Source organism: Pseudomonas sp. ES4 (genome assembly GCF_050586665.1).
Lineage (GTDB): Bacteria > Pseudomonadota > Gammaproteobacteria > Pseudomonadales > Pseudomonadaceae > Aquipseudomonas > Aquipseudomonas frederiksbergensis.
The window spans coordinates 66,101-91,098 of sequence record NZ_JBOBDO010000024.1 but is presented as its reverse complement, the minus strand read 5'-3'; the positions used below and the strand labels follow the sequence as shown (position 1 = coordinate 91,098).

At 58.3% G+C, this 24,998-nt stretch carries 20 protein-coding genes; 4 read left to right on the top strand and 16 right to left on the bottom strand.

Annotated elements, in window-relative coordinates; all coding sequences use genetic code 11:
- Positions 1 to 27: 27 nt before the first annotated feature.
- The 7 genes from astE to ACQ4OB_RS22900 all read right to left on the bottom strand — a co-directional run bounded on the left by astE (position 28) and on the right by ACQ4OB_RS22900 (position 7,905).
- Positions 28 to 1,038 carry a succinylglutamate desuccinylase gene (gene astE, locus ACQ4OB_RS22930; protein WP_074879210.1) on the bottom strand — a complete coding sequence of 337 codons (1,011 nt, stop codon included), beginning with the start codon at positions 1,036 to 1,038 and terminating at the stop codon, positions 28 to 30.
- 12 nt (positions 1,039 to 1,050) lie between these two features.
- Complete coding sequence (locus tag ACQ4OB_RS22925; RefSeq protein ID WP_074879212.1) at positions 1,051 to 1,338, bottom strand: topoisomerase II; 288 nt, start codon at positions 1,336 to 1,338, stop codon at positions 1,051 to 1,053.
- A gap of 21 nt (positions 1,339 to 1,359) precedes the next feature.
- Entirely contained in the window at positions 1,360 to 2,706 is a 1,347-nt protein-coding gene (gene astB, locus ACQ4OB_RS22920; RefSeq protein WP_430956497.1) for an N-succinylarginine dihydrolase, read from the bottom strand.
- Positions 2,707 to 2,868: 162 nt separating this feature from the next.
- A complete protein-coding gene (gene astD, locus ACQ4OB_RS22915; protein WP_430956498.1) occupies positions 2,869 to 4,338 on the bottom strand; it encodes a succinylglutamate-semialdehyde dehydrogenase in 1,470 nt (489 codons plus the stop codon).
- Positions 4,335 to 5,360 carry an arginine N-succinyltransferase gene (gene astA, locus ACQ4OB_RS22910; protein ID WP_008154313.1) on the bottom strand — a complete coding sequence of 342 codons (1,026 nt, stop codon included), beginning with the start codon at positions 5,358 to 5,360 and terminating at the stop codon, positions 4,335 to 4,337. The genes astD and astA overlap by 4 nt, the downstream gene beginning before the upstream one ends.
- A 75-nt stretch (positions 5,361 to 5,435) precedes the next feature.
- Positions 5,436 to 6,455: an arginine/ornithine succinyltransferase subunit alpha gene (gene aruF, locus ACQ4OB_RS22905; protein ID WP_074879219.1), complete on the bottom strand. Its 1,020-nt coding sequence runs from the start codon at positions 6,453 to 6,455 to the stop codon at positions 5,436 to 5,438.
- 229 nt (positions 6,456 to 6,684) lie between these two features.
- Positions 6,685 to 7,905: an aspartate aminotransferase family protein gene (locus ACQ4OB_RS22900; protein WP_074879221.1), complete on the bottom strand. Its 1,221-nt coding sequence runs from the start codon at positions 7,903 to 7,905 to the stop codon at positions 6,685 to 6,687.
- A 288-nt stretch (positions 7,906 to 8,193) separates the two neighbouring features.
- Between ACQ4OB_RS22900 and ACQ4OB_RS22895 the strand changes: the two genes are divergently transcribed.
- Positions 8,194 to 13,059, top strand: coding sequence for a dermonecrotic toxin domain-containing protein (locus tag ACQ4OB_RS22895; protein WP_430956496.1), 4,866 nt, complete (start codon positions 8,194 to 8,196; stop codon positions 13,057 to 13,059).
- Positions 13,060 to 13,089: 30 nt separating this feature from the next.
- Here ACQ4OB_RS22895 and argR read toward each other — a convergent pair whose 3' ends face one another.
- The 7 genes from argR to acs form a co-directional block, all read right to left on the bottom strand.
- On the bottom strand, positions 13,090 to 14,070 hold the full coding sequence (argR, locus tag ACQ4OB_RS22890) for a transcriptional regulator ArgR (RefSeq protein WP_074879226.1): 981 nt from the start codon (positions 14,068 to 14,070) through the stop codon (positions 13,090 to 13,092).
- A gap of 243 nt (positions 14,071 to 14,313) precedes the next feature.
- Complete coding sequence (locus tag ACQ4OB_RS22885) at positions 14,314 to 15,078, bottom strand: ABC transporter ATP-binding protein (protein WP_074879228.1); 765 nt, start codon at positions 15,076 to 15,078, stop codon at positions 14,314 to 14,316.
- Between the two features lie 27 nt (positions 15,079 to 15,105).
- Entirely contained in the window at positions 15,106 to 16,218 is a 1,113-nt protein-coding gene (locus ACQ4OB_RS22880) for a succinylglutamate desuccinylase/aspartoacylase family protein (RefSeq protein ID WP_430956495.1), read from the bottom strand.
- Between the two features lies 1 nt (position 16,219).
- Positions 16,220 to 16,918: an ABC transporter permease gene (locus tag ACQ4OB_RS22875; RefSeq protein ID WP_430956494.1), complete on the bottom strand. Its 699-nt coding sequence runs from the start codon at positions 16,916 to 16,918 to the stop codon at positions 16,220 to 16,222.
- Positions 16,915 to 17,604, bottom strand: a complete 690-nt coding sequence (locus tag ACQ4OB_RS22870) for an ABC transporter permease (RefSeq protein ID WP_008154330.1) — start codon at positions 17,602 to 17,604, stop codon at positions 16,915 to 16,917. Before ACQ4OB_RS22870 ends, ACQ4OB_RS22875 begins: the two co-directional genes overlap by 4 nt.
- Before the next feature lie 91 nt (positions 17,605 to 17,695).
- On the bottom strand, positions 17,696 to 18,469 hold the full coding sequence (locus ACQ4OB_RS22865) for an ABC transporter substrate-binding protein (protein ID WP_007904821.1): 774 nt from the start codon (positions 18,467 to 18,469) through the stop codon (positions 17,696 to 17,698).
- A gap of 669 nt (positions 18,470 to 19,138) precedes the next feature.
- Positions 19,139 to 21,094: an acetate--CoA ligase gene (gene acs / locus ACQ4OB_RS22860; RefSeq protein WP_430956493.1), complete on the bottom strand. Its 1,956-nt coding sequence runs from the start codon at positions 21,092 to 21,094 to the stop codon at positions 19,139 to 19,141.
- A 503-nt stretch (positions 21,095 to 21,597) separates the two neighbouring features.
- On the opposite strand from acs, the gene ACQ4OB_RS22855 reads away from it, so the two are divergent.
- The 3 genes from ACQ4OB_RS22855 (at position 21,598) to ACQ4OB_RS22845 (ending at position 24,132) form a co-directional block, all read left to right on the top strand.
- Positions 21,598 to 21,861 carry a DUF2790 domain-containing protein gene (locus ACQ4OB_RS22855; protein ID WP_059404905.1) on the top strand — a complete coding sequence of 88 codons (264 nt, stop codon included), beginning with the start codon at positions 21,598 to 21,600 and terminating at the stop codon, positions 21,859 to 21,861.
- 188 nt (positions 21,862 to 22,049) lie between these two features.
- Positions 22,050 to 22,364, top strand: a complete 315-nt coding sequence (locus tag ACQ4OB_RS22850; protein WP_102616376.1) for a hypothetical protein — start codon at positions 22,050 to 22,052, stop codon at positions 22,362 to 22,364.
- Between the two features lie 517 nt (positions 22,365 to 22,881).
- Complete coding sequence (locus ACQ4OB_RS22845; protein ID WP_008034875.1) at positions 22,882 to 24,132, top strand: ribonucleotide-diphosphate reductase subunit beta; 1,251 nt, start codon at positions 22,882 to 22,884, stop codon at positions 24,130 to 24,132.
- 72 nt (positions 24,133 to 24,204) lie between these two features.
- Here the strand turns inward: ACQ4OB_RS22845 and ACQ4OB_RS22840 are convergent, their stop codons facing one another.
- Both ACQ4OB_RS22840 and ACQ4OB_RS22835 read right to left on the bottom strand, forming a co-directional pair.
- A complete protein-coding gene (locus tag ACQ4OB_RS22840) occupies positions 24,205 to 24,444 on the bottom strand; it encodes a hypothetical protein (protein ID WP_074879239.1) in 240 nt (79 codons plus the stop codon).
- 8 nt (positions 24,445 to 24,452) lie between these two features.
- Positions 24,453 to 24,941, bottom strand: coding sequence for a hypothetical protein (locus tag ACQ4OB_RS22835; protein ID WP_074879241.1), 489 nt, complete (start codon positions 24,939 to 24,941; stop codon positions 24,453 to 24,455).
- Positions 24,942 to 24,998 lie beyond the last annotated feature (57 nt).

Here is a 24,998-nt window from a genome sequence, read left to right as displayed (position 1 = left end):
GGTTTTATGTCGAGCCTGATATCGCGGTCAGGCGAGGTTTTCGTCGGTGGTTGGCACAACCAGGATGCCGGCGCGCAGGCCGTTCTTGACCCTAGGGTTAGGGAAGATGATGCGGGCCCCCTCCTCCTCAATGACCCACCGGGTCTGGGCGATGTCTTCGGCCAGCAGGTAACCCACTTCCAACTCTGAAAAGTTCTCGATGTCCGCTGGCAGGTTCAAGCGGAAGCTATCGCTGTGCTTGATGATTTCTCGCGCCACGCTAAACAGCTGCAAACCGTCCAGCGCCTCTTCGGTCTGGGCCGGCTCGTTGCCTTCGATAATCTGTTTGAGGCGGGTTTCCAGCAGGTCGACGTTGACCCCGTCGTTCTGCCCGAATGGCCGCGCCTTGCCCAGTTCAAGGGTAAAAGCCTCGGCACCGAGTTTGTCGTAAGTGTAGGAGCTGAAAACGATGGACGGCTTGTTTTGCAGCAGCACCGCTTCCATGCCGGCAGCGCGCAGACGCGCCAGTTCCAGGCGCGAATGCTGACGACCTTCTTTCCAGGGATACAGCGCGAACTGTTCGATTTTCGAGCCACGAATGGCCGTGTGCAGGTCGTAGTGCAAACGGTTGCGATCCGGCAGACTGAAGAAACTCGCCGCCAGCCGCTCCAGTTCACACGCGCGCAGGGCTTCGGAGCCGCTGCTTTGTTCGTGACGGCCGTTGAACAGCCGATTGACGTCCTGCTCGACGAAACGCTCGCCTTTGCGAATCGCTTCCGGGTTGCCGAACAGGAACAGAATACGTGCGCGGGGCTTAAGATCGCCGCGGGCAATATCGTGCAACAGGCGATCGAGCAACTCGATCGGGGCTGTTTCATTGCCATGGATGCCGGCCGACAACAGCAGGTCCAGGCCGTTGTCGCGGGCTTCAGGTGGCCGGACTTCCAGCGCACCTTCGCTCAACCAGCGCATACGCACGCCTTCGACAGTCAGTTGAGTCTTCTCCGCCGGTTCGCGGCCGGCGAGGGTCAGTTCAAGTAATTTGCCGAGGGCGAGCATAGAGCGGTTTCCTTAGTGGTCGTGCTGGCAATCCGGGCCGTGCACGTGGTCTTCGTCACCGACTTCAGCCGGCTCCATTTCCAGTTGCAGACTTACCAGATTAGTCGCCAATGGGCGCAGCAGCAGGTTTGCGTATTCGGCGTCACCTTCTTCCACATCCACGCCGATCAGCAGTTGGCCGCGGCCGTCTTGCTGAATCCACAGCTCTTTGCCTTGCCACATGACCGCGACGCGGGTGCAGGAGGTTTCCAGTTGCGTGCCGTCGGTGTCTTCAAGGATCAGCTGCAGGGTATCGCTCATGTTTTTTTACGCTCTCAACGTTCAATTGATCTGGAATGGATAAACCGCGCCCAGTTTAAGGATTTGCGTCAGTTCATCCAGTGCCGTCCGGCACTCAAGCAGCAATTGCGGGTCCGCGAGATCGTTTTCGGTCATGCGGTCGCGGTAGTGCTTGTCGACCCACTCGGTCAGCGTGCCGTACAACGGTGCCGTCATGATAACCCCTGGGTTGACGGCCGCCAGTTCGGTTTCGTTGAGCGCGACGCGCAGTCGCAGGCAAGCCGGGCCGCCGCCGTTCTGCATGCTTTGCTTCAAATCGAACACTTTCACTTCGCGGATCAGGCCACCGGAGCTGGTCAAACCTTGCAGGTACTGCCAGACACGCTCGTTGCCACGGCACTCTTCCGGCACGATCAACAGCATCGAGCCATCAGGACGCGACAGCAGTTGGCTATTGAACAGGTAGGAACGAACGGCGTCTTCCACGGTTACCGCGGAACGCGGTACGCAGACCGATTGAAATTTCCCACCGACTTTGGCGAGTTTGCTCTGCAGTTCGGCCAGCATCTGCTCGGTGTCGAGGAACGCGTCCTCGTGATAGAACAGCACCTCGCCATTACCCACCGCGATCACATCGTTGTGGAACACGCCCTGATCGATCACCGAAGGGTTCTGCTGAGCGTAGACCACGCCGTCATCGCTCAAGCCGTGCAAGCGGGCAACCGCCTGGGAGGCTTCGAGGGTCTGGCGGGCCGGGTATTTTTGCGGTGCCGGGTAACGAGTGTCGAACGCGCTACGACCGAACACGAAGAACTCGACGCCCGCCTCGCCGTATTCACGGCAGAAACGGGTGTGGTTGGCTGCCCCTTCGTCCCCGAACTGCGCCACGGCTGGCAATGCAGCGTGGTGCGCGAAGTGTTTCTGGTCAGCGAACATCGCCGCCAGCACGCGACTGGTGGTCGGGTGTTCGATGCTGCGGTGATATTTGCAGTTCAGGTTGGCCGCGGTGAAATGCACACGGCCATCCGCGGTGTCGGCGCTCGGGCTGACAGTGGCGGCGTTGGCCACCCACATGCTCGACGCCGAGCAACTGGCCACCAGCAACGGCATCGCATCTTTAGCCGCCTGTTCGATCACCTGAGCGTCGGTGCCGCTGAAACCCAGACGACGCAGGGTTGCTACATCCGGGCGCTCCTGTGGTGCCAGCACGCCCTGTTGAAAGCCCATCTCCATCAGCGATTTCATCTTCGCCAGGCCTTGCAGCGCGGCTTCCTTCGGGTTCGAAGACTGCTGGCTGTTGCTCTGGGACGCGACGTTGCCGTAGGACAAACCGCCGTAGTTATGGGTCGGCCCCACTAGACCGTCAAAATTGACTTCATAGGATTTCATCAGCGAGGCTCCACGAGAATCTGTTGTTATGGCTTCAGTAACTATTCAGTAAGACCGCGGCGCGGCCATCGCCAGCAGGCTGGCTCCCACAGGTTCGGTGGGGTTCACACATTTTGTGTGTGACCCAATCACTGTGGGAGCCAGCTTGCTGGCGATGGCGCATCACGCCATTTTCACGCCAGGCGTAAGGGTCGCAGGCATTACCAGGCTCGGGGTTTCCAGCGAGGCGACCGGGTACGCGCAGTAATCTGCCGCGTAGTAGGCGCTGGCGCGGTGGTTGCCCGAGGCGCCGACACCGCCGAATGGCGCGCTGCTCGCAGCACCGGTCAGCTGTTTGTTCCAGTTGACGATGCCCGCACGGCTTTCCAGCCAGAACTGCTGATAACGCGCTTCGGAGTCCGATAGCAGACCGGCCGCCAGGCCATAGTCGGTGTCGTTGGCTTCAACGATCGCCGCTTCAAAATCAGCGTAGCGGATCACTTGCAGCAGCGGACCGAACAGCTCTTCGTCCGGGCGATCGGCAACCGCCGTTACGTCCAGAATGCCCGGGGTCAGCAAGGCTGCCTGGGCCTGGGGCTGAGTCATTTCCAACAGCGCTACGGCGCCGTTGGCCAGAAGATGTTCTTGCGCATCCATCAACGCTTTCGCAGCGCCGAGGGAAATCACCGAGCCCATGAACGGCGCCGGTTGCTGATCGAACGCACCGACTTCAATCGTCGAGCTGACCGCCACCAGACGCGCCAGCAACGTATCGCCCCAAGCGCCTTGCGGCACCAGCAAACGACGGGCACAGGTGCAACGCTGACCGGCGGAGATGAATGCCGACTGAATGATGGTGTAAACGGCGGCATCGAGGTCTGCGACCTGATCAACGATCAGCGGGTTGTTACCGCCCATTTCCAGCGCGAGGATCTTGTCCGGGCGACCGGCAAACTGCTGGTGCAGATGATTGCCCGTGCGGCTGGAACCAGTGAAGAACAAGCCGTCGATGCCCGGGTTCGCCGCCAGGGCGATACCGGTTTCACGGGCGCCTTGCAGCAGGTTCAGCACGCCTGCCGGCAGACCGGCTTCGATCCAGCACTTGACCGTCAGCTCAGCGACTTTCGGCGTCAGCTCGCTGGGTTTGAACAGCACGCTGTTACCGGCCAGCAGCGCCGGCACGATGTGACCGTTCGGCAGGTGACCAGGGAAGTTGTAAGGCCCGAACACCGCGACCACGCCGTGTGGTTTGTGGCGCAACACGGCGGTGGCGTCGCCCAGCGGGCCGCTCTTCTCGCCGGTACGTTCGCGGTAGCTCTGCACCGAGATCGCAATCTTGTTGACCATGCTGGTGACTTCGGTCGCCGCTTCCCACAACGGTTTGCCGGTTTCCTCACCGATGGTGCGAGCCAGTTCGTCAGCATTGTTCTTCAGCGCGGCGGCAAAGGCCTCCAGCACGCTGATGCGTTCGTCCAGGGTACGTCGGGCCCAGCTCGGGAATGCCTGGCGCGCGGCTTGCACGGCCGATTCAACCTGAGCAGTGGTGGCGCCTTCGCCGGCCCACAGCACCTGTTGGGTTACCGGGTTCAGCGACTGAAAGGCTTCACCCTGGCCGGCCAGCCATTCACCTGCGATGTATAGCGAATTCATTATTTCGACTCCCTGGCAGCGGACAACGGAACGGCGCGCACTTGATCACCGGCGTTGAGTTGAAGACGTTTGGCGGTCAGGGGATCGACCACCAGCGTACCGGCGGCGAAACGTGCAGGAGCAGCAGTGATCCGGCAGTCTTCGCGCTTGCGGTTGTGAATCAGGAACGGCGTGGCGTCATCACCCGGCGTGCCGATGGCCAGCACCAGTGCCTGGCTGTCGCGAACTGCGCGGATCTTGCCGGTTTCGCACTCCACCGCAGGACCGGCGTCGAAGATGTCGACGTAGCCTTGATAGCTGAAACCTTCGCTTTTGAGCATGGCCAACGCCGGCTCGGTGTCTGGATGGACCTGCCCGATCACGTTGCGCGCATCTTCCGAGAGGAAGCAGGTGTACAGGGGGAATTTCGGCATCAGTTCGGCGATGAACGCCTTGTTGCCCACGCCGGTCAGGTAGTCAGCCTGGCTGAATTCCATCTTGAAGAAGTGCCGACCCAGGCTTTCCCAGAACGGCGAACGCCCCGCTTCGTCGGACATGCCGCGCATCTCGGCGATGATCTTGTTACCGAACAGCTGCGGGAACTCGGCGATGAACAACATCCGCGCCTTGGCCAGCATGCGGCCATTGAGGCCTGTGCGGTAGTCGGCGTGCAGGAACAGCGAGCACAGCTCGGAGTTACCGGTCAGGTCGTTGGCCAGGAACAGCGTCGGGATTTCGCGGTAGATGTTCAGCTCTTGCGAAGCGCTGACGGTCAGGCCGACCCGGAAGTTGTACCAAGGCTCACGCAGGCCGACGGCGCCAGCGATGGCGGAAATACCCACCACTCGCCCGTCATCATCTTCGAGCACGAACAGGTAGTCCGCATCGCCCCGCCCGGCTTCGCCGCGAAAGGTCTTCTCGGCCCAACCGACCCGATGGGCCAGACGCTCTTCGTTGGCCGGCAAGGTGGTCAAGCCGGTGCCGGTGCTGCGGGCCAGGTCGATCAGAGCGGGTAAATCGCTGCTGCGTACGGGACGAACGATCATGCTATCTCCTCAAACGGGCCGCTTGCGCCACCCGTGAAACTCGCTGCTTTTACTAAGCATTCTTCAAAGCAGGCGTTAAACCGCCACCAGGCGCACGCTGGCACCTTCACCGACGCCCAAGGCTTCGGCCGCTTCAAGATCCAGGGTCACGGGCTTGCCCGGCGCGTAATCGAGCTCAAGCAAAACGGCGCGATAATCCTGCAACTGGGCGTTGGCCACCAGGTACTGACGACCGACACCTTTGACCGGTTCGCCGATTTTCACCGGGACTACCCGGCTCTGGGCGATCGAACGGATCCCCGAGACACGGGCGTGCAAGGTCGGCCCGCCGTCGAAAATGTCGATGTAGTGATCGGTCTCGAAGCCTTCACGCATCAGGATGTCGAAGGTGATCTGCGCCCGTGGGTGCACCTGGCCCATCGCCTCTTGAGCAGAGTCCGGCAGCAGCGGCACGTAGATCGGGTAATGCGGCATCAATTCGGCCAGGAACGTCCGGCTCTTCAGACCGCACAGACGCTCTGCTTCGGCGTAGTTGAGGTCGAAGAAGTTGCGACCGATGGCATCCCAGAACGGCGAATCGCCGTTTTCATCGCTGTAACCGACGATCTCGGTCACCACGGAATCGGCAAAACGCTCCGGATGGCTGGCAACGAACAGCAAGCGCCCCCGGGAGTTGAGTTCCGACCAGGCCGAACCCACCAGTTCCGGCAGTACGTAGAAACTGGTCAACAAGCTGTTGCCGGTCAGGTCGTGGCACTGGGAGAGCACGTGGATCTTGTTATGAATCTTCAGCTCGCGGGAAGCGTGCACAAAGGTTTCATTACGGAAGCTGTAGAACGGCTCGGAATAACCGGCCGAAGCAACGATGGCCGAGCAGCCCACCAGTTTGCCGGTGGCGGTGTCTTCGAGGACGAAGAAATAGCTCTCTTCACCGTTGAAACTCACTTCGGCGGCAAACGAGGCTTCGCTTGCCGCGATCTTGTCGCTCAGGCGTTCAACGTCATCCGGCAAGGAAGTGACACCAATCGGGCTGTCCGCAGCCAGACGCTGTACCTCGCCCAGATCAGCCATTTGCGCGGGGCGCATCACCAGCATGGTGTCACTCCTTAATCTCAGAACTTACAGAAGAAAAAAACCCGGGCCATCCCTGAAACAACTCAGAGTCAACTGTGGGAGCTAGCCTGCTAGCGATATCGTCCTGTCAGGCAACAATGATGTTGGCTATCAGGCCCTCATCGCTAGCAGGCTAGCTCCCACACATTTGATCCAGCCCGAAACAAAAATCTGGATCGACGCCTGAAAATGTCAGGCGTCGAAGGGTCTATCAGGCTTGCGTCAGTTTCGCCGCGGCGCGTTCGAAACGGTCCAGACCGTCATCGATATCAGCGTCTTCAACCACCAGGCTTGGCGCGAAACGAACCACGTCCGGGCCGGCCTGCAGAATCATCAGGCCTTCTTTCTCAGCGGCGTTGAAGATGTCCTTGGCCTTGCCTTTCCAGGCATCGTTCAGCACGCAACCGATCAATAGGCCCATGCCACGGACCTGGGTGAACAGGCCGTACTTCTCGCCGATCTGTTCCAGGCGCGCCTTGAACTTGTCGTGCTTGGCGTTGACGCCGGCCAGCACTTCAGGAGTGTTAACCACGTCGATCACGGCTTCCGCGACAGCGCACGCCAGCGGGTTGCCGCCGTAGGTGGTGCCGTGGGTGCCGACGACCAGGTGTTTGGCCAGGTCTTCGGTGGTCAGCATTGCCGCGATCGGGAAACCGCCGCCCAGACTCTTGGCGGTGGTCAGGATGTCCGGAATCACGCCGTATTGCTGATAGGCGAACAGCTTGCCCGTGCGGCCCATACCGGTTTGCACTTCATCGAATACCAGCAGCGCTTTGTGCGCGTCGCACAGATCACGGGCACCTTGCAGGTACTTGAGTTCGGCTGGAATGACGCCGCTCTCGCCCTGAATCGGTTCGAGCACCACGGCACAAGTCTTGTCGGAAATGGCAGCTTTAAGCGCAGCCAGATCGTTGTACGGCACATGGGTGATACCGGTGATCTTCGGACCGAAACCGTCGGAATACTTCGACTGACCGCCGACATTCACGGTGAACAGGGTACGACCGTGGAAGCTGTTGAGCGCAGCGATGATTTCGTACTTCTCGCTACCGAAACGATCGAAGCCGACGCGACGGGCCAGCTTGAAAGCGGCCTCGTTGGCTTCGGCGCCGGAGTTGCAGAAGAACGCGCGCTCGGCAAATGTGGCGTTGATCAGCTTATGGGCCAGGCGCAAGGCCGGCTCATTGGTGAACACGTTGGACACGTGCCACAGCTTGTTCGCCTGCTCGGTCAAGGCACCGACCAGCACCGGGTGCGCATGGCCCAATACGTTAACGGCAATCCCGCCGGCGAAGTCGATCAGCTCGCGGCCAGACTGGTCCCAGACGCGGGAACCGGCACCACGCACAGGGATGAATGCGGCAGGCGCGTAGTTGGGAACCATTACCTGGTCGAAATCGGCGCGTTGTACCGCAGCGTGCTCAACGGACATCGGAGTCTCCTGATGAGGAACACTCGCCTGAAACTGGCGAGCGATGAGGGGGATTGTAAGGACAGTTTTCAGCCCGGCCTTGCCGCCAAGCGACAACTTCTTATAGCGCAAACCCCGGTTTCAGCCGGGTTTACGGCAATGCGACATATAGCGTCGCAAAGGCGCAGTTTAAACTGCCGGCACAGGTTATAGGCAGGGTTGTCGAGCGGTGCGGTAAATATGTACCGCACGGAACCGATCATCGTCTGTTTTGCTGGCGGCTCATTCAAAACGCTAAGGGAATAGCGCATGAGCCGATACGAGAACGATCGTCTTTCCACTACGGGAAACAGCGAATCCGCTACGCAACCGGACGATCACTACCATCACCTGTTCAACAACCTGCCAGCCTGGGTATTAGAAGCATCGTCCAGTACACACAGCGCCCTCAAGAACGCCACGTCTATGAGCCAGGACTGGATTGGCACCGCAACACCGTTGCAGCACCAGTCGCTGAAAAAGCTCAGCCATGAACACTGGACCCATCGAAATCGTCTGGACTCAATGCTGTCGAACCTGCAAAGCGCACAAGCCTTTGCCGAACCGCTGCTGAGCGACGCCCTGAAAACCCGGTTTGACTTGGATCTGGACGTCAAAACCACCTTCCTGCGCCTGTACATCCCTCAAACCGTGCCGCTTCTCGGAATCAAGACTGGCGCGGCGCGCACCTGGACTGTGTCGATGCTCGACGCCGTCCTGCATAACTTTCAGGAATCGGAAACTGCGGCAGGGGCTTACGAACCGGCCTCGACGTTTATCACCCAACCTTCGCCCACAGGGCAGTTCGATACGCTGCCGGCGATCAAGCAAAAGCTCACTATCCCGGCCTTTACCCGGTTATGCCGGGAACTGGATATCGGCGCCCGGTACACCGCTTACCTCAAGGACAATCTGGGGCTGTCCAACCCTGTAGCGGGCGCGGTAATGAAATCAAAGGTGATCGGCTCGCACAAAACAGCACTCAAAACTGCGCTGCAGATAGCGCAAATCCGAAAGGACATCCCAGCGGATGCCTATCTCTCGATCCAGCGCATTCTGGAAGGGCGTTCGGGTGCTCGACTGGGTGGGCAGCCGCTGTATGGTCACGACCTGACAATGATGTCCTCCTCGCTGACCGGTATTGTCATTTTCGCGGCGAGCCTGGAGCGCGCACGCTCGGCAACACGGATCATCGCCTACATTCCCGATGATCCAGAGCATCCTCTCAAGGAATATCCAGACACATTGGCGTTCATGGCCGAACTGACCCGCAAACTGCACTCGCCCGCTTATCAAACGTTTTTCAGTCGCTTCGTCGACCACAAGGAAAGAGGACACTTTTTCGCGGACCTTAACCGTCGCCTCCAGAGCGTGACCTGGCATCAACACCGATATGGCGACCCACTGCCGAGCTGGCGCGAAACGCCCATCGACAAGTCTGATTTGCGATTTTCGGCGATCCCGTTCAGAGCGGATCTGTGGAACCATCTCTATCAGCGACAGCTCAACAAGATCCTCAACGATGCAAGCACAATCGCCGTCTCCACCGCCTCTGTAGACAGTGACGCGCGCTGGGCCTTGTGGAATACCTTGAGCAAAGTCGCCTCGACGATCCTTGAAATCGCGACGTTCGTTGCCTTGCCTTTCGTCCCGTTTCTCGGCGAATTGATGCTCGGCTACATGGCCTACCAGTTACTCGACGAAACCTTCGAAGGCATAGTCGACCTGGCTGAAGGGCTGAAAAAAGAAGCGCTCGGGCATCTGGTGACGTTCGTCGAAACGGTGGTTCAGGTGGGGACATTTGCAGTGGGCGGCGCCATCGCTACCCGGACCCTCAGCCCTCTGCTCTCTCGTGAAGCCATTGCCCTTGTCGACCCACTCAAACCCGTCACAACACCCGACGGAAAAACCCGTTACTGGAAGCCGGATCTCAAGCCTTACGAACAAGCACTCGTTTTGCCGGAAGGCGTAAAACCCGATCATCTCGGCCTCTATCAAAACGAAGGCAAGACGCTGCTGCCACTGGAGGGAAAACTGTATGCCGTGAAGCCCGACCGCGTGTCAGGCACGTTTCAGATTGAGCATCCGAACCGAACTGATGCTTATCAGCCACCTCTGCGGCATAACAACTACGGCGCCTGGCATACAGAACTGGAGCAACCGCTGAATTGGGACAGGGAAAAGGTCATGCGCCGCCTCGGCCATAACGTCGAGTCGTTCACCAATGCCGAGCGCGAACAGATCCTGCGGGTCAGCGGTTACCACGACGACGTCATGCGCGAAATGCATGTCGAACATTATCGTCCGCCCTCGCTGCTGACAGACACGATCAAGCGCTTCAGGATCAACCGGGACATCGAAACCTTTATCGAACAGATCGGCAGTGACCAACCCGAGCGCTATCGCAAGGCCGATGTAACCCTGCAACACCAACTGCTGAGCAGCTACGACTCGTGGCCCGTCGACACGCCAATGCCTGCACCGCAAACCCAAACGCAAGCCTTCAGAAAACAAACGGCCGAACTCGCCCGAAAGCACCACCAATCGCTGTTCGAGACCCGCTACCGCGCACTGGAAAAAACCGATGATCGGCACGTTCAGCGATTGCTCGACGATGTGAAGGGTTTGCCGACCGATGTCGCGCAAGAGTTGGTGAGCAATGCAACCGGGACCGAGTTACGCCTACTGCACAACGGTCGCACGCCCCCGCGGCTGAAGGAGGCAGCTCTGAAAGCCATGGAGGCCGTACGCGCAACCCGAGCCTGCGAAGGCCTTTATTCCGACGTTCTGGACAACACCGACACCCACCGACTGGCCTTGCAAAGCCTGAATTCACTGCCCGGTTTTCCCGCCGAACTGCGGATTGAAGTGAGGGATTACACCTATTACGGACTTGTGCGCGACAGCATTGGCCTGGCCGATGCGCCGATCCTGAAAACGCTGGTGCGCGCCGAAGACGGCACCTATCAGGTTTATCAAGACAGCGAATCGGTGCCCGGTGATTTTTATCAGGGTCTTTTTCAGGCGTTGTCACAGGCGCAGCGCAATGCGTTGAGCCCATCGATCACAAATGCCCAGGCACTCAAACTGCGCATCGCCGAACACGCATCAAACCAACCGGCACTTCGCAAGCTGTTCGCGAAAAATCCCAATCGAAAACCGTTCTATGATCCGACGACCATGCGCTTGCCTGGCGGCTCCGATGGATACCGGCGCATGCCCTCCCCGACGTCATCGCTCAACGAGCGTGTTCGCGAGGTTTACCCCAGCCTTACCGAGGAGGAACTCCGGTCTGTCGTTCAGCAGTTGCAAACGCATCCCGATGGCGCTCGCATAGAGATCTCACGTCTGGCCCGCGAGCTCTCGCGACTGCATCAGGAATTGAACACCTGGATAACTGACTCGCCCACTGTCCACCCGCAAACCCGAGCTCCGCTGAGCGAACTGGAACGACAGGCCGCTCGACACAATCGCAGACTGCTGGCTCAGGAAATCCAGCGCAGCTGGCGTCGACAATCAGAACGGGACCTCGATGGCCCGAATGACACGCCGCGTTATGCGCTCAGATTTGCCGAGCCGATTCTTGGTGATCTACCCACGCTGACGGCCGATTTCTCCCACGTGTCGTCGCTAACCCTTGAAGGCAGTCGTGCTGTGCAGGGTGTCCCCGAGTTTCTTCAGCGTTTCACCAATTTGCGCCGACTCGATTTAAAACGCTTTTCCCTGACCACCCTCCCAGAGGCCATTCCTCGGATGGCTAACCTGGATGCATTGGTGTTAAGCGACTGCGCAATCAGGTTCGATGCAGACAACTGGGCGAAACTGTCTTCATTGAACAAACTGGTCAAGCTGGACCTGTACCAGAACCCGTTCACTATGGTGCCCAGTGTCGAATCCATGCCTGAGCTTGTTTACCTGGACCTGAGCCGTACCGGCCTGACCGACATTCCCGACAGCGTAGTTCGCCACTCCAGACTTGATACCGCCAAGCTGCTACACAACAAGATCAGTGAGCTGCCTACGCAATTGTTCGAAAGCCCGGTGTACACCAAACGCGCAATACACCTGACGCACAATCCGCTTTCGGATAACGCCCGACAACTGATCAAGCATCACTACTTCAGCAGCTCATACGATTTGGGCATCTATGCCCCAGAGGCGGACATCAACCGAGTCAGGGCGCTGTACCCGAACCTGGAGGTCGAACAGGCGAGTGAGTTTGTCTATGAATTGGCCGGCACTCTGGCTGACGGTCGGATCGAGCTGACACACCTTGAAGCGGAGTTGGCTCAACTGAGCAACGACCTGGCGGCATGGACTTCCGACCTTCCGGCCCAACACCCGTTGACGGGTGAACCGTTCACCGCTCAACAACAGCTTGTCGAACACATGAACCGCGACCAGTTCAAACAGACGCTGGAGCAGTGCTGGCGGCATGAAAGCGAAGTGGATGATTTCAATGAGGCGTTGGAGCCCACCTATGAACTCTTTTTCGAGTCCGACATTAACGGCGAGCTGCCGACCCTGAACGCCGACTTCAGTCATGTGACATCGCTGGAGTTGCGCAGCGTCGACGGAGTGACCCGCATCGGGCATTTTCTGGAGTCGTTCACCCACCTCAAAAGCCTGCGACTGCGCGACTGTAATCTGGGCAACATTCCCGATGCGGTGTTCAAGATGGGTCAACTGCGGTCGCTGTCACTTCCGGAGTGCCGCGTCAGACTGTCAGCGGAATCAGCCAGTGCGCTGGCGGGTATGGAACAGCTCGATTATCTCGATCTGGCCCACAACCCCCTGGGGCAAACGCCAGACCTGAGCCAGATGACGGAGCTCGCTACCGTACTGCTGAATGACACCGGCATCACCGAAATACCGCCCGGCCTGCTGCAAATGGCAGAACTGGACTGGGCCGACGTCAGTGGCAACGCCATTACCGAAGTGCCCAGCGACGTAATGGAACTGCCGACGGAAGTCGCTGAAAACATCAGTTTTCGAGGTAATCGATTCTCCGAAGAGAGCCTGGTACGGCTGATCGGTTACTTCGAACGGACGGGCATAGACTTTGGTGTGGAAGAAGTGATCAATCGAGGAGAGATGGAGGTCTCGACGTCTGAAGGCTCGGAAACAGAGGAGTAAACCAGCCTCGGCAGGTGATGTGTTGCCCGGTCACCCACGCTCCGAGGGCACCGACGACAATTCGAACGGGCTGCTGCTGCGCCGCTGGTTGCGATCTTCCCGCGGTGTGGCACCGAAGAAATTGCGGTAGGCGCTGGAGAAGTGCGGCCCCGAGGAGAAGCCACACGACAGGCCGATCTGGATGATCGATTTGCTGGTTTGCATCAACATCTGCCGGGCCTTGTTCAGGCGCAGTTCCAGGTAGTACTGGCTCGGCACACGATTGAGGTATTGCTTGAAGATTCGCTCGAGCTGCCGACGGGACACGCACACATGCTGGGCGATTTCGTCGGTGGTCAACGGCTCTTCGATGTTGGCTTCCATCAGCAGCACGGCTTGCGTGAGCTTCGGATGGCTGGAACCGAGGCGGTTCTGCAGCGGAATGCGCTGGCGCTCGCCACCCTCGCGGATGCGTTCGACCACCAATTCTTCGGATACCGCACCGGCCAGTTCGGCGCCGTGGTCGCGGGCCAGTACAGCCAACAGCAAGTCGAGTACCGACATGCCGCCGCACGCAGTCAGGCGGTCGCGATCCCAGTCGAACAGATGGCTGGTAGCAATGACTTTCGGGAAACGTTCGGTGAAATCGTCTTGCCAACGCCAATGCACGGCGGCGCGATAACCGTCGAGCAAACCCAGTTGTGCCAATGGGTAAACACCGGCAGACAACCCGCCGATTACACACCCGGCGCGCACCAGTTGTTTGAGTCCACTGCTGAGCGCTGGCGCGAGCGAGGTCGGCGGCTCGTCGGCGAGCAGGAACAGTTTCTGGAAGTTTTCGAGCTTGCCGGCCCACGGTTCACCGGGCAATTGCCAGGCGCCTTCGGTCGGCGGTTCGGCCTGCAAAAACGACAGTTCGTAGACAACGTCAGGATGCACACGCTGGGCAACACGCAAGGCCTCCTCAGCCAGCGCAAGCGTCAGTGCTTTAGTGCTGGGCCAAATCAGGAAACCAATTCGATGGGCAGTCATGGCGGGCAATCCGAAACAAAGAACAGAATGAAGGCATGGGCCAAGGCTAGCCTGTAAATGAACACAAATCTTGAAACCGATGGAGATCAAATTGTGGGAGCTGGCCTGCCAGCGATGGCGGTGTGTCTGTGCCAGATGCAAACTGACCCACCGCTATCGCTGGCAGGCCAGCTCCCACAGGGATCGAGGCCGGCCTCTAAATCGCGAAGCATGCACTATCGCGGTGCACAACGGCAGTCCTGATTATTTCAAGCTGCCGGATAAAAATTGTTGCAGGCGCTCGGACTGTGGATTGACCAACACCTCACGCGGGTTGCCGCTTTCTTCGACGACACCTTTGTGCAGGAATACCAGCTGGTTCGACACTTCACGGGCGAAGCCCATTTCGTGCGTCACCACCACCATGGTCCGGCCTTCCTGCGCCAGGGCCTGCATGACTTTCAGCACATCACCGACCAACTCAGGGTCGAGAGCCGAAGTCGGTTCGTCGAACAGCATCACCTCAGGCTCCATTGCCAGCGCACGGGCAATCGCCACACGCTGCTGCTCGCCGCCGGACATGTGGCCCGGGTAAGCGTCTTTGCGATGGGCCACACCGACCTTGTTCAGGTAGTGCTCGGCCTTCTCGCGGGCTTCGGTCTTGGACATGCCGAGCACGTGGACCGGCGCTTCCATGATGTTTTCCATCGCGGTCATGTGCGACCACAGATTGAAATGCTGGAACACCATCGACAGGCGCGAACGCATGCGTTGCAGCTGTTTCGGGTCGGCGGCTTTCAGCGCGCCTTCCTTGTTGGCGACCAGTTTCAGCTCTTCATTGTTGAGCAGAATCTTGCCGGCATGCGGTTGCTCGAGCAGGTTGATGCAGCGCAGGAAAGTACTTTTGCCGGAGCCACTGGAGCCGATGATGCTGATCACATCGCCAGCCGCCGCTTTCAGGGACACGCCCTTGAGCACTTCGTGACTGCCATAGCGTTTATGCAGGTCTTGGACTTCAAGCTTGTACATGCGGTCGGTTCTCACAAAAACAGTCAGTCAGTCGTTGAGCAAGCGCCCGTGACGCAGCGCTTCGCGCCCCGCCACCTTGGCCAGCCAGAAACCGGGTTGGGCATAACGCAGCCGTTCAATGGCAAACAGCACCCCGGACGTACCAGCACACACCGTGCTGACCCGATCCGATAACGGATCGATCACTTCGAAAATCTCATCGCCGGCGTCAATCCACTCACCGGGTTTACGCAAGTAACTGATCACGCCAGGATGCGGCGCGAACAGCAATTCAGTGCCTTCGAACGGCATGCCTTCGCAAGCGTCTTGCGCAGGTTTTGGCCATTCACCGCTGATCAAGCCTTGCTCGGCAAGGAACGCCAGAATGCCTTCGGCGTATGCGCTGGCTTCAGCGCGACCGGTATCGGCCTGACCACCCAGTTCAATGGTAGTCGCCAGGCAAGCCAGGGGAATCTGTGCATCCGGAAACAGACGCGACAAACGCAACCACGGCAGCGAGCAGGCTTCGTCAAACGAACTGCCGCCAGAATCTTCCGCCAGCAGGCCCACCTTCACGTCCAGGTGCGCGGCCAACGAACGCCATTGCGGCCAATGTTGCGGCAAGGCGTACATGTGCAGCGCCGCTTCGGCATCGCAATGCAGGTCCAGCACCACGTCAGCGGTGCAGGCATGGCTGAGCAGAATGCGCTGCATGCCTTGCAACTGACTGGCGGCGGGCGGCAAGGCGGCGAGCACATCGCTCATGGCCTGACGGATCCGCTGAATATTGGCGTGCGGATCATCACCCAGGTGCCCGTCCAGCTCGGCGGCCACTGGCGCGCTCAGCTCGACAAAATCCCGGTTGAAGTTCTTGCCGCTGCCCGCCTCGAAACGTCCTTGATGATTGCCCTGAAGCAGTTGGCCGAGGCCCAATGGGTTGGCCACCGGCACCAGTTCGATCACACCGTTGAGCAAGCCTTGGGCTTCGAGTTCGGTCAGGCGCTTTTTCAGCTCCCAGGCCGTGCGCATGCCCGGCAGTTCATCGGCGTGCAGGCTGGCCTGGATGTAGGCCTTGCGCTCGCCACTGCCGAAGCGGAACACCGAAATCTGGCGTTCGCTGCCCAAGTGGCTCCACGGCAATGAATGATCGATGCGTTCCATATCAGTGCTTCCGCGGGGCCAGATAGCCCAGCCAGCGGCGCTCGGCCAGTTTGAACATCCGCACCAGAATGAACGTCAGGCACAGGTAGAACACGCCGGCGGTGATGTAGGCTTCGAACGGCAAGTAGTACTGAGCGTTGACCGTGCGCGCGGCACCGGTGATGTCGATCAGGGTCACGATGGACGCCAGACTGGTGGTCTGCAGCATCATGATCACTTCGTTGCTGTACTGCGGCAGCGCCCGGCGCAGGGCCGACGGCAGCAGGATGCGCTTGTACATTTTGTAGCGCGACATGCCCATCGCCTTGGCCGCTTCGATCTCACCGTTCGGCGTAGCGCGCAGGCTGCCGGCGATGATTTCAGCGGTGTAGGCACTGGTGTTGATCGCGAAGGCCAGGCACGCACAGAACGTCGCGCTGGACAGCCATGGCCAAAGGAAGCTTTCACGAACCGCTTCGAACTGCGCCAGACCGTAGTAGATCAAAAACAGCTGCACCAGCATCGGCGTGCCGCGGATCACGTAGGTGTAGAGCCAGGCGCTCATGTTGACGGCCGCGTTTTTCGACACGCGTATCAAGCCCAGCGGCAACGCGCACAGCAAACCGAAAAACAGCGACAGCGCGAGCAATTTGAGGGTGGTCAGCAGGCCGCCGAAGTACAGCGGCAGGGCCTCCCAAATGACGTTGTAGTCGAAGATCATAGATCAGCCGCCCTTACGCCTACCGAGTAGCGCTTCTCAAGGTGACGCAATGCGAGCAACGAGACGCTGGTGATCACCAGGTACATTGCCGCTACTGCGAGGAAGAAGGTGAAAGGCTCGCGGGTGGCATCTGCCGCCTGCTTGGCCTTGAACATCATGTCTTGCAGCCCCACCACCGAAATCAGCGCGGTGGCCTTGGTCAGTACCAGCCAGTTGTTGGTGAAACCCGGAATCGCCAAGCGAATCATCTGTGGCACCAACACCCGGAAGAACACCTGAAAACTGCTCATGCCGTACGCCATGCCCGCTTCTGCCTGACCTTTCGGGATTGCCATGAAGGCACCGCGGAAGGTTTCCGACAGGTACGCACCGAAGATGAAGCCCAGGGTGCCGATACCGGCGGCCAACGGGTTCAGGTCGATGTAGTCGTCAAAGCCGAGCATCGGCGCGACGCGGTTGAGCAGGTCCTGACCGCCGTAGAAAATCAGCAGGATCAACACCAGGTCGGGAATCCCGCGGATCACCGTGGAATACAGGTCGCCCAGCCAGGCCAGCCAGCGAATCGGGGACAGACGCAGCGCAACGCCGATCAGACCCAGAACAATGGCCAGGACCATGGACGACAAGGCGAGCTGAAGCGTCAGCCATGCACCATCGAGGATGACAGCCCCGTAGCCTTTCAACATGATTCAGGTCCTCGAAAAGGGGGATGAAAAAATGGCGCAAACCTCAGAGATCCTGTTGCTTGCGCCATTTCGGACTTGTCGCCGGGGCGTTTTACTTGCCGTAGATATCGAAGGCGAAGTACTTGTCCTGGATTTGCTTGTACTTGCCGTTCTCACGAATGGCGGTGATCGCGGTGTTGATCTTGTCTTTCAGCGCGTCACCCTTGCGAACGGCGATACCTACACCGTCGCCGAAGTATTTGACGTCGGTGAACGCAGGGCCAACGAAGGCGAAACCTTTGCCCGCGTCGGTTTTCAGGAAACCGTCATCCAGCAGCGTAGCGTCTGCCACGGTGCCGTCGAGGCGGCCAGCAGCCACGTCGAGGTAAATTTCGTTCTGCGAGCCGTAAGGCTTGATCTCGGCACCCAGCGGAGCCAGGACTTCGCGGGCGAAACGCTCGTGGATCGAACCACGTTGCACGCCGATGTTCTTGCCCTTGAGCTCAGCCAGGCTGTCGCTGACTGGAGTGCCGGCCTTCATGACCAGGCGAGCCGGAGTGTTGTAGTACTTGTTGGTGAAGTCCACGGACTTCTTGCGGTCTTCAGTGATCGACATGGACGACAGGATCGCGTCGATCTTGCGCACTTTGAGTGCCGGGATCAGGCCGTCGAACTCTTGCTCGACCCATACGCACTTGACCTTCATCTCTTCGCACAGCGCATTGCCGATGTCGTAGTCGAAACCAACGATGCTGCCGTCCGGCGCCTTGGAGGCGAACGGAGGGTAAGCTGCTTCGATACCGATTTTTACGGGCTTGTCATCGGCGAAAGTCGGCAGGGACAGCACGGACAGTGCCAGGGCGCCAAGCAGCACGAGTTTCTTCATCTTGGGACTCCATCGGTAAAGGGCTAAAACGGCAGAGTGAGCGATAGCCCAATATGCGAATGAGTGGAACCGCAAAGCGGTGCTGCGTCGGAGCAATTGCGCGCTTTTTTCAACGCGAGCAACAACGAGCGAGTGATCGGCATTCTAACGACAGGCCCGAAGCCGATATTTCTTCAATGCGACAACTAATTACAGAAGCACCGAGAAAGCCGCTTGGGCGCGTTGACAGCCTTGCAAATTCATGCAAGAGCAAAAGACAGTGAACCGATCTATGCTGCAAATTGCGGGCCTATTATTGGCAAACCCTTCTAATCCGGCAAGCGCAGCGTTGTGTCTTATTTTTTATGGCAGGTTCAGAGGCCTTGAAACGGGGCTTTGCGTTTCCCAATGCCTCGTTATTGGACGCACGGTTACACATTCAGTTACTTGAACGGTGACGGGTAACAGTGGGAAACACCCTACAAGCGAAATCGATAATTATTGGCTCCTCCGTCGATCGTTCCCACGCTCCGCGTGGGAATGCATCCCGTGACGCTCTGCGTCACAGCTCAACGGCGGACGCGGAGCGTCCATGGCAGCATTCCCACGCGGAGCGTGGGAACGATCGATACGAAAAAGCCCCGCCAGGCGCAATGCCGGGCGGGGCTTTGGTGACTCAGGAACGGCGGGTTAAGCGACGTTCATGGTCTTGTGCGTATCAATCAAGTGCTGCACCACACCCGGATCGGCCAGGGTGGAAATATCCCCCAACCCATCATATTCGGCCGTGGCAATCTTGCGCAGAATGCGGCGCATGATCTTGCCCGAACGGGTTTTCGGCAGCCCCGGCGCCCACTGGATGACATCCGGCGAGGCAATCGGACCGATCTCCTTGCGCACCCAGTTCTTCAGCTCCAGACGCAGCTGCTCGCTTGGCTCTTCGCCACCGATCAACGTGACATAGACATAGATGCCCTGCCCCTTGATGTCGTGCGGCACACCGACCACGGCCGCCTCGGCGACTTTCGGGTGGGCGACCATCGCACTTTCGATCTCGGCGGTGCCCATGCGGTGGCCGGACACGTTGAGCACGTCATCCACGCGACCGGTAATCCAGTAGTAACCGTCTTCATCACGACGCGCACCGTCACCGGTGAAGTACATGCCGCTGAACGTCTTGAAGTAGGTGTCGACGAAGCGGTCATGGTCGCCATACAGCGTGCGCGCCTGGCCTGGCCACGAATCCAGAATCACCAGGTTGCCCTCGGCCACGCCTTCGAGGATGTTGCCCAGGTTGTCCACCAACGCCGGCACTACACCGAAGAATGGACGTGCCGCCGAACCCGGCTTGAGCGCATGCGCACCCGGCAACGGACTCATCATGTTGCCGCCGGTTTCGGTCTGCCACCAGGTATCGACGATCGGGCAACGGGACTGGCCGACGTTCTTGTAGTACCAATCCCACGCTTCCGGGTTGATCGGCTCACCGACCGAACCCAACAGACGCAAGCTGCTGCCATCGGCACCTTCAACGGCGGCCTTGTCCGACGCCATCATCGCGCGGATCGCCGTTGGTGCCGTGTAGAGGATGTTGACCTTATGCTTGTCGACGATTTTCGCCACCCGGGTGATGTCCGGGTAGTTCGGCACACCTTCGAACAGCAGCGTGGTCGCGCCATTGGCCAGCGGGCCGTAGACGATGTAACTGTGGCCGGTGACCCAACCGACGTCGGCGGTGCACCAGTAGACTTCGCCCGGACGGTAGTCGAACACGCGTTCGTGAGTCATCGCCGCGTACAACAGGTAGCCGGCGGTGGTGTGCTGCACGCCCTTCGGCTTGCCGGTCGAGCCGGAGGTATAAAGGATGAACAGCGCTTCTTCAGCGCCCATCTCTTTCGGCGCGCAGACACTGCCCGCCACCTTCATCAGGTCTTCGTACCAGATGTCGCGATGCTGGTTCCACTTGATGTCGCCACCGGTGCGCTTGCACACGATGACTTTCTGGATGCTGCTGGTTTCCGGGTTGGTCAGCGCATCGTCGACGTTGGTCTTGAGCGAAATCTTCTTACCGGCACGAATGCCTTCGTCGGCGGTGATCACCACTTTGGATTTGCAGTCGATGATCCGACCCGCCAGGGCTTCCGGCGAGAAACCACCGAACACCACCGAGTGAATCGCGCCGATCCGGGCACACGCCAGCATGGCGACCACGGCTTCGGGGATCATCGGCATATAGATAGTCACCACGTCGCCGCGGTGCACATCCTGGCCGCGCAAGGCGTTGGCGAACTTGCAGACTTGTTCGTGCAGCTCGCGATAGGTGATGTTGCGGCTTTCGGCAGGGTCATCCCCTTCCCAAATAATCGCCACTTGATCGCCGCGTTCGGCCAGATGACGGTCGAGGCAGTTGTAGGAAACGTTCAGGGTGCCGTCGGCGAACCATTTGATGTCGACATGGTGATCGTCGAAGGAAGTCTGTTTCACCGTGGTGAAAGGCTTGATCCAGTCGAGGCGCTTGGCTTGCTCGCGCCAGAAGCCGTCCGGGTTAACGACGGACTGCTGGTACATGGCCTTGTAGGTCGCCTCGTCAGTCAGCGTGTTGGCCAGAACCTCGGGACGAACGGGATACAGAGAAGCCGCACTCATCTTTGTTACCTCGGTGGAATAGTTGTTTTTGTATGACCCCAGTTGTAGCCGGGCCGGGCCTATAGAACCATTCGACGATGGTAGTAACAAGCCCCTACAAAATGTGGCTATACCTCGCCAACCCGCTCAAAAGCATTGATTTCAGGGACTTGATCGTTCCCACGCTCTGCGTGGGAATGCAGCCCGTGACGCTCCGCGTCACTGGACGCGGAGCGTCCCTTGAGGCATTCCCACGCTGGAGCATGGGAACGATCATTGGCTTCATCAGCAAACCAAAGGTCGCTTTTCAAGGATTGTTACAGGATCCGCCAATAGTGTTTATCAAAAGCACGCCTATATGAATGTAAACCCCACGCCTAAAATCAGCCTCGCCAACCAGGCAACGTGATTAACCAAGTTGCAGCCCCCACGAAGGCAGTTAATCCAAAACCAGTACTTAAGTTCTACACGCAACCCCAAAAAGGTTGCGTGACCCCATTCGACCTCTAAAAGGTAAATCTGAAATGAAAGCTTTATTAGTTCTGGCCCTCAGCAGCCTGTGCGCAACCGCCATGGCAGACGAGGCCCCGACTGATGTCGCACAGCAGCAACCCGCCGTTGAGGAATACACTTACTCCACTCACCTGGACATCGCCAAAGTTATCTCCATGAGCGAAATCCCGAACGTCTGCGAAGTTGTTCCGGCGAAAATGGAATACGACGACTCCAAAGGCCAACGCCACATTCTTCGCTACAGCGTCATGGGTAACGGCTGCTCCAACGGCTAATCACCCGCTCTCACCGTCCCAAGGTTCGACCCACCCGCCCGCTATTAAGGCAGATGAAGCGCCGAACCTTATATATCGACTTATACGATTGGTTTAAGCGTTTATTTGCGCTTTTTAATCAAATTAGCTGGCGTAGTATGAATTCCACACCCAAGGAACAAAACGCCAACGAACCTGGAGCCACTACCATGAAAACCAAATTGATCCTCGCCCTGACCCTCTCTGTCCTGGCCGCTAACACCTTCGCCGCTGACGGCTACGACCGTACCGGCTCGGCATCTTTCACTACCGAAGCGGCTGTCGCTTCTGATGGTTACGACCATACCGGCTCGGCGACTTTCGCTGCCGATGGTGCCGATCACGTCGGTGCAGGCAAACTCGCTTCTGACGGTTTTGATCACACTGGCGCCGCCAAAGTCGCTGCTGACGGCTTCGACCACACCGGTGCAGCCAAGGTCGCAGCGGATGGTTCCGACCACGTGGGTGCTGCCCGCCTCAGCTGATCCTGAATGCGAACTCACAGCCCGGCTTCGGTCGGGCTTAGTTGTGTCTGGGAGCATCGAAAATTGACTCAAAACACAACATGTAGTGAAAAACGCAGTTTTCTGGCTGTTTTTTGAACAAAAAAATAGTTGGCCAAAATTTATGAAAAAAAATCTTCACGCTCGACATCCAGCCAAAGCCCTATAAACCCTCGCTCCGACCGAAAAACCCGCCTTCTCGACCGCTGCATGCGCGGATTCGCCCCACCACGACCGCAAAAATTTCCCTATAATGCCGCCTTAAACGGGCCTGCAATATTCCCTTACAGGGATAACAGCCAGTCTGAAGCCCACGCCGAAGTCTTCACCGATTTCTGCGCCCGTCAGAGGCTCTCGGAACCCCGTACAAATTTATGTTTATTTGCCTGCGTGTACCGCTGCAAAAAACGCTATCCAACGCGGCCAGTAAGGCCGTGTGAAAAACCAACCAATCAGTTTTCACACGGGCAACTGGCCCTCACGCAGGAGACGACACGTCATGCTGAGCTGGGACGAATTCGACAAAGAAGACAGCGGCGAAACCGTTGTAAAAGGCGCCAACGCTGGCCACGCAACTGAAGCCAACATGGACCGCCTCGACACCGCTGGTGGCGTCGCGGCTCAAGAAGCCCGCGCTGTAACCGCGTCCGACTCCGCCGCAATCGCCCGTGCAAAAGCTGCCCTGGACAACCTCGACATCGCCGAAGGCCTCGCCGAACTCGAAGGCGCCTCCGCCCGTGTGGCCGTCGACGAAAAGCGCATGATCAACTGCCGCGCCGACCTCAACCAACTCGTACCATTCAAGTACGACTGGGCCTGGCAGAAGTACCTGGACGGTTGCGCAAACCACTGGATGCCGCAAGAAGTCAACATGACCGCCGACATCGCCCTCTGGAAAGACCCGGAAGGCCTGACCGACGACGAGCGCCGCATCGTCATGCGCAACCTCGGCTTCTTCTCCACCGCCGACTCCCTGGTTGCCAACAACCTGGTCCTGGCCGTGTACCGCCTGATCACCAACCCGGAATGCCGCCAGTACATCCTGCGCCAGGCCTTCGAAGAGGCGATCCACACCCACGCCTACCAGTACTGCATCGAATCGTTGGCCATGGATGAAGGCGAGATCTTCAACATGTACCACGAGATCCCATCGGTCGCGAAAAAAGCCACCTGGGGCCTCAAATACACCCGTTCGATCTCCGATCCGAAGTTCGAAACCGGCACCGTCGAAACCGACAAAGAGTTGCTGCGCAACCTGATCGCCTACTACTGCGTTCTGGAAGGCATCTTCTTCTACTGCGGCTTCACCCAGATCCTCTCCATGGGCCGCCGCAACAAAATGACCGGCGTCGCCGAGCAGTTCCAATACATCCTGCGCGACGAATCCATGCACCTGAACTTCGGCATCGACGTGATCAACCAGATCAAAATCGAAAACCCACACTTGTGGGACGCTGAAATGAAGGAAGAAGCTTCGCAGATGATTCTGCAGGGCACTCAGCTGGAAATCGAATACGCACGGGATACCATGCCTCGTGGGGTGTTGGGCATGAACGCAGCGATGATGGAGGACTACCTGAAGTTCATCGCTAACCGTCGTCTGTCGCAGATTGGGTTGAAGGAAGAGTACCCAGGGACGACTAACCCGTTCCCTTGGATGAGCGAGATTATGGACTTGAAGAAAGAGAAGAACTTCTTTGAGACTCGGGTTATTGAGTATCAGACTGGTGGGGCGTTGAGCTGGGATTGATTCCGGCTGAACCGAGCACTCGTGAAAAGACCGCCGAAAGGCGGTCTTTTTTTATCCATTAGAAATGCAGTTCTAATCATCATTACTGTATCGATGCCTATCAAAAAAAAGACCTGCACCGAAAGAAAGAAGCATGATCGGCAAAGCGTCAAGATCAAACCCATCGATCTTTGGCACCACTATAAAAGCAGCCACCCCACCCAAGACAAATGCGCTGATACCCAACCATTTCCTGTACCGGTACGGTCTAACGAAAAACCCCAGAATGAGAGCAATACCCAACAATAGCCCGTAGCCCAAATATTCACTCATCGCTTGCCTCAACCTTTTGCCTTGATAATCATCGATGAAGTCGAATGCTGGGGGCCTATGCCGCCTTGGGCTCTTGCATCGACACTGACAATCACATCACCCGCGTGATAAGTCGGCAACTGCTCAAGCGCAAACATATGACCTGCTTTACCTAACACAGGACCAGAAATAAAACCGTAAGGCAGAACTCGAGCCACAGCAGCACCGAAGACACCAGCGGTCATATTGGCAATGCTCATCCGCTGTTCATTGAGCGTATCCGCGTGTGCCCGAGTCAACGGGCTGGATATCCCGACCATCATGGCGCAAAGCCGGTCCTTTGCGAGCATTCGTTCGTAGAGGTCGACTACTAAATTATTAACTTCAAAATGTGCAGTTTTCGTCTCGTATAGATAAAGCTCTCTAAGTCGGCCTCGATCACTCGGCTCAACCGTAAAGTGCACGATAACGAAAGAAATTCCATGACGACCAAAATACTGACTTCGTTCCAGTTTCATGAAAAAGTCCTTTATTTGAGTAATGGCATGGATAGTCCTTTATTTCGTGCTGTTGTA